This window comes from Shewanella abyssi, assembly GCF_023284025.1.
Taxonomy (GTDB): Bacteria; Pseudomonadota; Gammaproteobacteria; order Enterobacterales; family Shewanellaceae; genus Shewanella; species Shewanella abyssi.
Genome location: NZ_JAKIKR010000039.1, coordinates 37,995 through 48,754, shown reverse-complemented (window position 1 = coordinate 48,754; position 10,760 = coordinate 37,995). Strand labels below are relative to the sequence as shown.

Genomic DNA, 10,760 nt, shown 5'->3' with positions numbered 1-10,760 from the left:
CTGCTGTGGAACGTGCAAGCTTCTGAAAAAGGGATTTTTCAGCAGAGCCTACATGGAGGTATTCACGGCGGCTTGCAAAGGAACATAGTGGATGAGCTGCTTTCCATCATAGGTAATGGCACTAGATCCCGGCCCAGAAGCCTTGCTGGGATGACTCCCAATTATTCCCAAGTTGTTCTGCTAAACTAGCTTGTGTTTGTCCAAAAATGGGGTAGCGATAGCTGCTCTTTTCGTTGTATTGAAAGCTGGAAGCCGCTTGTGTCATAAGCTTCCAGCAACAAGGTTTAAACGCTATACATGCGCGTCGGCATACCCCATACGGGTCAAGGTATTGCGAACAATATCTAACGTCGCTGGATCTTCTATAGTCGCTGGCACATTGTACTTTTTATTGTCGGCAATATTACGCATGGTGCCGCGCAAAATTTTACCCGAGCGGGTTTTAGGTAACTTTTGCACCGCGCTGACTAACCTAAACGCGGCAACGGGGCCTATCTCTTTACGCACTAACGCCATCAGCTGTTTGTTGAGCTCCTGCTCGTCTAGCATCACGCCCTTTTTGAGCACCACTAACCCTAACGGCACCTGCCCTTTGAGTTCATCTTCAACACCGATAACAGCAGCTTCGGCAACGGCGTCATGTTGGCATAATACCTCTTCAAAGCGCCCCGTCGATAAACGATGCCCCGCCACATTAATAATGTCATCGATGCGGCTCATGATATACAGGTAACCATCTTCATCTTTGTAACCGGCATCGCCCGTGAGGTAGTAACCGGGATACATAGACAAGTAACTATCAACATAGCGCTGCTCATTTTGCCACAGCGTGGTTAAGGTTCCCGGCGGCAATGGCAGTTTAATCACCACATTGCCAGACTCATTGGCAGCAACTTGCTCGCCCATCATATCGACCACTTCAATTTGATAACCCGGTACCGCCAATGCAGGAGACCCCGCCTTAACCTCGACTGGCGCATACCCCATTAGATTAGCCGCAACAGGCCAGCCCGTTTCGGTTTGCCACCAATGATCGATTATCGGTTTTTTAAGCTTATCCTCACCCCAATGTAAGGTATCTGGGTCACAGCGCTCACCCGCTAGAAAGACATTCTTCAAACATGACAAGTCTACGCCTTCAAGGTACTCACCATCGGGATCATCTCTCTTAATCGCTCTTATTGCCGTCGGTGCGGTGAAAAAGCTTTTCACATTGTACTTAGCAATAGTGCGCCAAAAAGCACCGGGATCGGGCGTACCAATCGGCTTACCTTCATACATTAACGTCGTTGCGCCCACCAGCAAGGGGCCATAAACAATATAGGAGTGACCCACTACCCAACCAACATCTGATGCCGCCCAAAAACTATCGCCTGCATCAATGTCATAGATATGCTTCATCGACCAAGCGAGCGCCACACTGTGGCCGCCATTGTCTCGGACCACACCTTTAGGTTGCCCCGTCGTGCCCGAGGTATAAAGTACATAAAGTGGATCGGTTGCATCTAACGCCACACAATCAATGTTAGGCGCTGTAGCGACGCCGCTTTGCCAATCGATATCGCGACCGGGTTGTAGTGATGCTTCTAGCTGGCTTCTGTTTAAGATTAAACAGTGCTCAACTTTATGCGGCGCTTGCTCCAGTGCATTGTCCAGTAATGGTTTATAGGCAACGACCCCTGACGGCTCTATACCGCATGACGCTGACAAAATGAGTTTGGGTTTAGCATCGTTGATACGAGTTGCCAGTTCGTTTGCCGCAAAGCCACCAAACACCACTGAGTGGATAGCGCCTATGCGTGCACACGCCAGCATGGCATAGGCTGTTTCCGGCACCATCGGCATATAGATCACCACACGGTCGCCTTTTTTAACGCCGATGGAATCCATGTAACCTGCTAAACGGCTAACTTGCGCCTGCAGTTCTAGATAAGTAATCCCATATTCTGTCTCTGTTACTGGGCTGACATACTGGATTGCAACTTGAGCACCACGGCCAGCATTCACATGTCTATCAACCGCATTGAAGCAAGTATTCATCTTGCCACCTTTAAACCAATGGTAAAAAGGCGCTTCGCTGTCATCGAATACTTTATCCCATGGTGACACCCAATCAATGGCTTGGGCGGCTTGCCCCCAAAACTGCTGAGGGTTTGAGATTGAACTTGCATGTAACTGCGTGTTTTTATGTTTCACTATGCGTACTCCAGTTAACGTCACCACAGGGTAAACTTTGTCACCCCAAAATGAATATCGTCCTTTTATTACCTTTTAAGCATTATGCTCCGCCGCTCAAAAAATCCCCATTAGACCTTAGAATGAGTGCATTAAGCCGTTATCACTTATGGAATAAACCGATCTGAACACCACCTAAACTAATGTTTTAAATGTGAATTAAATGCAAAACCGACAATTTAAATCAAACGTCCGTTTAGTCAATATTAGCCTTATGGCACGCACAATTGACATGAAAACAGCTGTCGCTACCAACCTCAAACTTTACCTTTACGTAAACTTCATATATCGTGCAATAAAAGTTAATACATATGGTGTTATTAATGACTGAAAAACAGTTACCCCAAACGACATACTCAATTAGTGACCTATCAAAAGAGTTTGATATCACGACTCGTAGTATTCGTTTTTACGAAGATCAAGGCCTGCTTAAACCTAAGCGCCGCGGTCAAACTCGGATCTACAATTTGACCGAACGAGTCAGACTCAAACTCATTCTACGAGGTAAACGTTTAGGTTTTTCTTTGTCAGAGACAAGACGTTTGTTCGAGCTATACGACGCTGACAAAAATAGCAGCAGCCAGCTGCATACCATGCTCGACTTAGTTGAAGATAAAAAAGTCGCCCTGCAGCAACAGATGGATGACATAAAAGTGGTATTGATGGAGCTCAACTCGGCAGAACAGCAATGCCGTGATGCACTAGCCAATAATAGTGAGTAAAAACAGCACTTGATAACACCAACCAAATAACAAGCCGTTGAGTATCACGACACAGATCAGTGAACTCGAACAGATGGACAATTTGACAGGACACAAGCACATGACTCAACTCTACTCATCTCTAAATTTCGGCCTTGGCGAAGACGTCGACATGCTACGCGATGCCGTACAACACTTTGCCGCGAATGAAATTGCGCCAATAGCAGCAAAAACGGATCTCGATAACGCGTTTCCAAACGAGCTTTGGCCAGTACTCGGTGATATGGGTCTATTGGGTGTCACAGTGGCGGAGGAGTACGGTGGCGCGAACATGGGCTATCTTGCTCACGTCGTTGCCATGGAAGAGATTTCCCGTGCATCAGCTTCTATCGGACTCAGCTACGGCGCGCATTCAAACCTTTGTGTTAACCAGATAAACCGTAACGGCAATAAAGAGCAAAAAGACAAATACTTGCCCAAACTCGTTAGCGGTGAGCACATTGGCGCATTAGCCATGAGCGAGCCCAATGCAGGCTCAGATGTGGTTTCAATGAAACTGCATGCCCGTAAAGAGGGTGACCGCTATATTCTTAACGGCAACAAAATGTGGATCACTAACGGTCCAGATGCCCACACTTATGTTATTTACGCTAAGACCGATCTTAATAAAGGTGCCCACGGCATTACCGCGTTTATTGTTGAACGTGGTTCGAAAGGCTTTAGCCAAGCGCAAAAACTCGACAAGCTCGGCATGCGCGGTTCAAACACCTGTGAGCTGGTGTTTGAAGATTGCGAAGTACCCGCAGAGAACATCCTTGGCGGCTTAAACAATGGCATTAAAGTGTTGATGAGTGGCCTTGATTATGAGCGAGTCGTGCTGTCAGGTGGTCCACTTGGGATCATGGCAGCATGTATGGACATCGTCATCCCTTATATCCATGAGCGTGAACAGTTTGGTAAATCCATTGGTCAGTTCCAGCTAGTACAAGGCAAACTTGCCGATATGTACACCGGCATGAACGCCGCCAAATCTTACATCTACAACGTGGCCAAATCATGTGACCGCGGCGAAACAACCCGTAAAGATGCCGCCGGCGCTATTTTGTACTCAGCGGAATTGGCAACCAAAATGGCCCTCGATGCGATTCAACTGCTCGGCGGAAACGGTTACGTCAACGATTACGCTACCGGCCGTTTGCTGCGTGACGCCAAGCTTTATGAGATTGGCGCAGGCACCTCGGAAATTCGTCGTATGCTCATTGGCCGTGAGCTATTTAACGAGTCAAAGTAAGCCAAACTAAATCATCAATAATAAGGCTCGCTTAGCGAGTCATTAGAGCCCTAATTTGGAACAAGGGCGACAGCCATAACGTCGCCCACTGTCCAACTTCAAAAGGATTGAAATTGTGACTCAACTCAGCAGTCGTATTAATGCCCGCAGCGACGAATTCAAAGCCAAATTTGATGACATGGCCGCCGTTGTCCAAGACCTCAAGTCAAAGCTACAGCAAATTGAGCGAGGTGGCGGTGACGTTGCACGTGAACGTCATCTTTCCCGTGGAAAATTACTACCGCGTCAACGTGTTGAAAAACTCCTCGATCCTGGCTCTCCCTTTTTAGAGATCTCGCAATTTGCCGCTTTCGAACTCTATGAAGACGTGGTCCCTGCCGCTGGCGTGATTGCGGGTATTGGCCGCGTAAGCGGTGTCGAATGCATGATTATTGCCAACGATGCCACCGTAAAAGGCGGCACCTACTACCCGGTTACGGTTAAAAAACATATTCGAGCGCAAGAGATTGCCAGCCGTTGTCATCTGCCGTGTATTTACCTTGTCGACTCAGGAGGCGCTAACCTGCCTCGCCAAGATGAAGTGTTTCCAGACAGAGACCATTTCGGTCGTATCTTCTATAACCAAGCGCAGATGTCCGCTAAAGGTATTCCACAAATTGCGGTAGTGATGGGACTTTGTACTGCCGGCGGCGCGTACGTTCCCGCAATGGCAGATGAGTCCATTATCGTTAAAGAGCAAGGCACCATCTTCCTTGCGGGTCCGCCGCTGGTAAAAGCAGCAACGGGCGAAGAGGTCACCGCTGAAGAGCTCGGCGGCGCTGAAGTACACACTAAAATATCTGGCGTTGCCGATCATTTGGCACAAAACGATGATCACGCGCTGGAGCTGGCTCGCAAAGCCGTGACGCGACTCAATCATCAAAAAAAGATTGAAGCTCAGCTTAGTCCTGTTCAACCGCCAAAATTCGATATTAATGAACTTTACGGCATTGTCGGCACCGATCTTAAAAAGCCTTTTGACGTCAAAGAGGTGATTGCTCGCGTTGTCGATGATTCTGATTTTGACGAGTTTAAAGCCAATTATGGCAACACACTGGTGTGTGGTTTCGCCCGCATTCATGGCTACCCTATCGGCATCATCGCTAACAACGGCATCTTGTTCTCAGAGTCGGCGCAAAAAGGCGCTCACTTTATTGAACTGTGTTGTCAGCGCAAAATTCCGCTGCTATTTCTACAAAATATTACTGGCTTTATGGTCGGTAAAAAATACGAACATGAGGGGATCGCCAAGCACGGCGCCAAGATGGTGACTGCGGTTTCATGTGCCAACGTGCCTAAGTTTACCGTCATTATTGGTGGCAGCTATGGCGCAGGTAACTACGGCATGTGCGGTAGAGCCTTTGATCCAACCATGATGTGGATGTGGCCCAATGCGCGCATATCAGTCATGGGCGGCGAACAAGCCGCTGGCGTTTTGGCCACGGTAAAACGTGATGGACTAAAACGTAAAGGTATCGATTGGTCTGATGAAGATGAACAAAACTTCCGTAAGCCCATCGTTGAGCAATACGAAAAAGAGGGTCACCCGTATCATGCCAGCGCACGTCTTTGGGACGACGGTATTATTGACCCAGCACAAACTCGTGATGTTGTTGGTTTAGCACTCTCTGCCGCGCTTAATGCGCCGATAGAGGAGACTAAATTTGGCGTGTTCCGTATGTAATGGGGCTCCATTGCTGTGACAGAAACCAAAAGCTAAACCTTGGAGCTAAACTGGGAACAACACAATGACTAATGAAACCCTACAAATGACGCCGCAGACACTTGCACAGCAGTGTCAGTACGTCAGTTGCACACTCGACAATGGCGTCGCCGAGCTTATTCTGGATCGCCCAGGCAAACATAATGCCTTTGATGAGGTGATGATAAGCGAGATGATCCAAGTACTTGAGTACTTCGCTCACCATCCCCAATGCCAAGTGCTTGTGGTTAGAGCCAATGGCAAAAACTTCAGTGCCGGCGCCGACCTTAACTGGATGCGCAAACAGGCCACCATGGACTTTGAGCAGAACCTGTGTGATGCCAACGAGCTTGCTAAGTTGATGTCTGTGCTCGACAAGTTCCCTAAGCCAACAATTGCTAAAGTACAAGGCGCCGCTTTTGGTGGCGCACTTGGCCTTATCTGTTGCTGCGATATCGCCATTGCCAATGAGCGAGCCAGCTTCTGCTTAAGTGAAGTAAAGCTCGGGCTTATCCCAGCAGTTATTAGCCCTTATGTTACCCGCACTATCGGCCAAAGGGCCGCCCGTCGCTATATGCTCACCGCTGAGCGATTTAGCGTACAAAAAGCCATTGAGCTACAGGTTATCCATGAAGTGAGTGATGACCTAGATGCGGCCGCAGAGCCTATCATCAATGCGCTTTTGGCTAATAGTCCGCAAGGTATGGCTTGGGCTAAAAGCCTGCTTTCAACGCTTGAGAGCGGCGTGATAGATAAAGCGACACTGGATCACACCAGTGAACGCATCGCCAGTATTCGGGTATCGATAGAGGCTCAAGAGGGCCTCAACGCATTCTTTGAAAAGCGCAGCCCCGACTGGACAATCTCTAATAGCTCAACTGCTAATAGTTCAATTGCTAACAGTCCAGTCGATAAAAACAACAGTGCAGCTAGCGCGCCAGGAGCCAAATAATATGTTTACCAAATTGCTAATTGCCAACCGTGGTGAAATTGCTTGCCGTATTATCAAAACAGCGCAAGCGATGGGCGTACGCACCGTGGCACTATATTCAGATGCCGACATTGACGCACGTCATGTTGCCATGGCTGATGAGTCATTTTATCTCGGTGGCAGCGCGCCAGCGGATTCGTACTTAAAAGCGGATCTGATTATCGAGATTGCCAAAAAATCAGGCGCTCAAGCTATCCACCCAGGTTATGGTTTCTTATCTGAAAATGCCGCCTTCGCCTTAAAGTGTGAACAAAGTGGTATTGCCTTTGTTGGCCCAAGCGCCGCAGCAATTGATTCAATGGGCAGTAAGAGTGCCGCCAAAGATATTATGGGCGCCGCTAATGTGCCGTTAGTGCCTGGTTATCATGGCGATGCACAAGATGATGCTTTACTGATCGCCGAAGCCAATAAAATGGGCTTCCCACTGCTTATCAAAGCAGCCTATGGCGGCGGCGGTAAAGGCATGCGCATTGTTGAAAGCAGCGGTGAAGTCCTTGAAGCGATTCAATCTGCAAGGCGCGAAGCAATAAGCTCATTTGGTAACGACAAGTTACTGATGGAGCGCTATTTACGCCAGCCGCGCCATGTTGAAGTACAAGTCTTTGCAGATAGCCAAGGTCACTGTATCTATCTATCCGATCGCGATTGCTCCATTCAACGTCGCCATCAAAAAGTGGTCGAAGAAGCGCCTGCACCAGGGCTGAGTGACGCACTGCGCATTAGCATGGGCGATGCCGCTGTTGCCGCCGCCAAAGCGATTAACTATGAAGGCGCCGGTACCGTTGAGTTCTTGCTTGATACCGACGGCAGCTTCTACTTTATGGAGATGAACACGCGTCTACAGGTGGAGCATCCCGTCACCGAAATGGTCACCGGACAAGATCTGGTTAAATGGCAGTTGATGGTCGCCAGTGGCAGTGAACTGCCATTAACTCAGGATGAAGTCCGTATTCACGGTCATGCCTTTGAAGTGCGTATTTACGCCGAAGATCCTCAAAACGATTTCTTGCCAGCCAGTGGCAAACTCAACTTTTTACGCGAACCGGAGCAGAGCAAGTTTGTCCGTATTGACTCTGGAGTGCGCGAAAATGATGTGATCAGTAACTTTTACGACCCGATGATCTCCAAGCTTATCACTTGGGATGAATCTCGTCCGCGTGCACTGCAGCGCCTAGTTCACGCCCTCGCCTCCTATCAAATAAGCGGCTTGAAACACAATATTGAATTTCTTGCCAACATTGCCGAGCATGATGCGTTTAGTGATGCCAACTTTAGCACTGACTTTATTGAGCGTTATGGCGACTCACTGATTGGCCATGGCCTGAGCGACAGCCAAACAAATGAGCGTAAAACCGCGTTGGCACTAGCGGCACTTTATCAACTTAGCGCCCGTAAAGCAGACGCTAAACGTTGTGCTATCAATAGTAATGACCCCTATTCACCTTGGGGAGCCGTCAACGGCTTTAGGCTTAACAGTGCCAGTGTGCATCAAGTTGCCCTACTCGATGATGAGCAACAGGTTAATCATCTAGAGCTGACCGAAACTCAGCTGGGTGGCCAATCAGTCTACCAACTTAAAATTAATGATAGCCAGCTAACGTCACATATTACTCAGTTATCTGGCGAGCTTATCGGTGAAACCCTGCATGCTGAAATCACACTGTTCCCGACAACTGAGAATAGTAGTAACTGCGCTCAAACCATTAAGCGCACAGGGCATAAGATAAAAGTCCCTGTCAGTCAGGTGGGTGAAGACTTTACCCTGTTTATCAATTCAAGCAGCTATCACTACCGTGCTATTCAAGCTGAAGTGGTTGAAGAGCAAGATAACTTAGAAGATAAACTCAAAGCCCCCATGAACGGCACCATAGTGACCCACCTTGTTGAAGCGGGTGACAAGGTTGTTGCAGGCCAAGGCATAATGGTGATGGAAGCGATGAAGATGGAATATACCATTGAGTCGCCATTTGATGGGGTAGTAAGTGCATTCTTCTTTAATGCGGGCGAACTGGTCAGTGACGGCATGCTACTCGCCGAAGTTGAACCCGCCGTTGTTAAATCATCGGTAGCAGAGGAGCCAGCGTAAATGGCCGCTAATTCATACGCTAAACAAGTCAGTATTTTTGAAGTCGGCGCCCGTGACGGTTTGCAAAACGAAAAGCCGGTCACCACGGCAGATAAGATTGTCTTGATTGAAGATTTAGCCGCCGCCGGAGTAAAGCGCATCGAGGCCGCGAGTTTTGTGTCGCCTAAATGGGTGCCGCAAATGGCAGACTCGGCTGATGTGCTCAAGGGGATTGCGCGTAATACTGGCGTGACCTACAGTGCCCTCACGCCTAATCTTAAAGGCTTGGAACTTGCACTTGCCGCCGGAAGCGATGAAGTTGCCATTTTTGGCGCCGCTTCAGAAAGCTTTAGCCAGCGCAATATCAACTGCTCGATTGAGGAATCGATTGAGCGCTTTATGCCAGTGATGGCGCTGGCTAAAGCCAATAATATTCGCGTCCGTGGCTATGTCTCCTGCGTGCTGGGTTGCCCTTACGAAGGTGATATCGCCGTTAGCGAAGTGGCTCGGGTGTCTGAATTACTTTACAAAATGGGCTGTTATGAGATTTCACTCGGCGACACCATAGGTGTTGGCACCGCACTTAATGCCCGTAAGATGGTGGAAGCTGTCGCCAATGTCGTTCCCGTCTCAAAACTGGCGCTGCATTTTCATGACACCTACGGTCAAGCACTCGCTAACATATTGGCCTGTTTAGAGACGGGCATCAGCGTCATAGACTCATCGGTTGCGGGTCTAGGCGGCTGTCCTTATGCCAAAGGTGCATCGGGTAATTTAGCCACTGAAGATCTGGTCTATATGCTCCATGGTCTCGGCATTGAAACCGGAATAGATATCAATAAACTTGCCATGGCAGGTAACAAAATTAGCCAAGCACTTGGGCGCACTAATGGCGCCAAGGTCGCACAAGCACTCGCCGTTTAACGCGGAGTTGCTTGCCCCTTTTTTAAAGAACTAGTTGCTAGAGAGCCGCCTACCCTACAGTTTAAAGTGGCTCTCTTAATATGGAGATAACAACAATGGCAGGACTAAATAAAGTCGTCGGTAGTTATGCAGAGGCATTAAAAGGCCTCAGTAATGACATGACCGTCATGGTCGGTGGATTTGGATTATGTGGTATTCCCGAAGGCTTAATCGCCCAGATGGTAAAAACCGGCGTAACCGGCCTAACGGCTATCTCGAACAACGCTGGCGTCGATGACTTTGGCCTAGGCTTACTATTGAAGAGCCGCCAAATCGATACCATGATCGCCTCTTATGTTGGCGAAAACGCCACCTTCGAGCAGCAGATGCTCTCCGGCGTTCTCAACGTGATCTTAACGCCTCAAGGCACGCTAGCTGAAAAAATTCGTGCTGGCGGCGCGGGCATTCCCGCTTTCTTCACCGCAACAGGCTACGGTACGCCAATCGCTGACGGTAAAGAGACCCGTGAGATAGACGGACGTCACTACGTACTTGAACCCGCGCTTAAAGCGGATTTTGCCTTAGTTCGAGCGTGGAAAGCCGATACTATGGGTAACCTAGTGTTTCGCAAAACCGCCGCTAACTTTAATCCAATGATGGCAACCGCCGGTAAGATTACTGTGGTAGAAGCGGAACATATTGTAGAACCCGGTGAACTCGATCCAGACCATATCCATACACCAGGAATTTACGTCAACCGTATTATCCAAGGGACGTTCGAGAAACGTATTGAGCAACGTACCGTTAAAGCTGTCGCAGACGCTAAGCAATAA

At 48.7% G+C, this 10,760-nt stretch carries 9 protein-coding genes; 8 read left to right on the top strand and 1 reads right to left on the bottom strand.

Features of this window, described 5'->3' with window-relative positions:
• A partial coding sequence (locus tag L2755_RS15800; protein ID WP_248981644.1) for a hypothetical protein occupies nt 1-189 on the top strand: 189 nt, incomplete at its 5' end.
• A gap of 102 nt (nt 190-291) precedes the next feature.
• Here L2755_RS15800 and L2755_RS15795 read toward each other — a convergent pair.
• Nucleotides 292-2,196, bottom strand: coding sequence for a propionyl-CoA synthetase (locus L2755_RS15795; RefSeq protein WP_248981643.1), 1,905 nt, complete (start codon nt 2,194-2,196; stop codon nt 292-294).
• Between the two features lie 362 nt (nt 2,197-2,558).
• On the opposite strand from L2755_RS15795, the gene L2755_RS15790 reads away from it, so the two are divergent.
• From L2755_RS15790 to L2755_RS15760, 7 genes are all read left to right on the top strand, one after another.
• Nucleotides 2,559-2,957: a MerR family transcriptional regulator gene (locus tag L2755_RS15790; protein ID WP_248981642.1), complete on the top strand. Its 399-nt coding sequence runs from the start codon at nt 2,559-2,561 to the stop codon at nt 2,955-2,957.
• A gap of 100 nt (nt 2,958-3,057) precedes the next feature.
• On the top strand, nt 3,058-4,227 hold the full coding sequence (locus L2755_RS15785) for an isovaleryl-CoA dehydrogenase (RefSeq protein ID WP_248981641.1): 1,170 nt from the start codon (nt 3,058-3,060) through the stop codon (nt 4,225-4,227).
• 115 nt (nt 4,228-4,342) lie between these two features.
• Nucleotides 4,343-5,950, top strand: coding sequence for a carboxyl transferase domain-containing protein (locus L2755_RS15780; protein WP_248981640.1), 1,608 nt, complete (start codon nt 4,343-4,345; stop codon nt 5,948-5,950).
• Nucleotides 5,951-6,035: 85 nt separating this feature from the next.
• Nucleotides 6,036-6,920, top strand: coding sequence for an enoyl-CoA hydratase-related protein (locus L2755_RS15775; RefSeq protein ID WP_248981647.1), 885 nt, complete (start codon nt 6,036-6,038; stop codon nt 6,918-6,920).
• Between the two features lies 1 nt (nt 6,921).
• Nucleotides 6,922-9,045, top strand: a complete 2,124-nt coding sequence (locus L2755_RS15770) for an acetyl/propionyl/methylcrotonyl-CoA carboxylase subunit alpha (protein ID WP_248981639.1) — start codon at nt 6,922-6,924, stop codon at nt 9,043-9,045.
• Entirely contained in the window at nt 9,046-9,948 is a 903-nt protein-coding gene (locus L2755_RS15765; protein ID WP_248981638.1) for a hydroxymethylglutaryl-CoA lyase, read from the top strand.
• Nucleotides 9,949-10,043: 95 nt separating this feature from the next.
• A complete protein-coding gene (locus tag L2755_RS15760) occupies nt 10,044-10,760 on the top strand; it encodes a CoA transferase subunit A (RefSeq protein WP_248981637.1) in 717 nt (238 codons plus the stop codon).

Excerpts from the sequence above, each read along its gene's own strand:
- L2755_RS15770 (WP_248981639.1), top strand. The coding sequence starts at position 6,922 with ATGTTTACCAAATTGCTAATTGCCAACCGTGGTGAAATTGCTTGCCGT.
- L2755_RS15765 (WP_248981638.1), top strand. The coding sequence starts at position 9,046 with ATGGCCGCTAATTCATACGCTAAACAAGTCAGTATTTTTGAAGTCGGC.
- L2755_RS15790 (WP_248981642.1), top strand. The coding sequence starts at position 2,559 with ATGACTGAAAAACAGTTACCCCAAACGACATACTCAATTAGTGACCTA.
- L2755_RS15775 (WP_248981647.1), top strand. The coding sequence starts at position 6,036 with ATGACGCCGCAGACACTTGCACAGCAGTGTCAGTACGTCAGTTGCACA.
- L2755_RS15760 (WP_248981637.1), top strand. The coding sequence starts at position 10,044 with ATGGCAGGACTAAATAAAGTCGTCGGTAGTTATGCAGAGGCATTAAAA.
- L2755_RS15785 (WP_248981641.1), top strand. The coding sequence starts at position 3,058 with ATGACTCAACTCTACTCATCTCTAAATTTCGGCCTTGGCGAAGACGTC.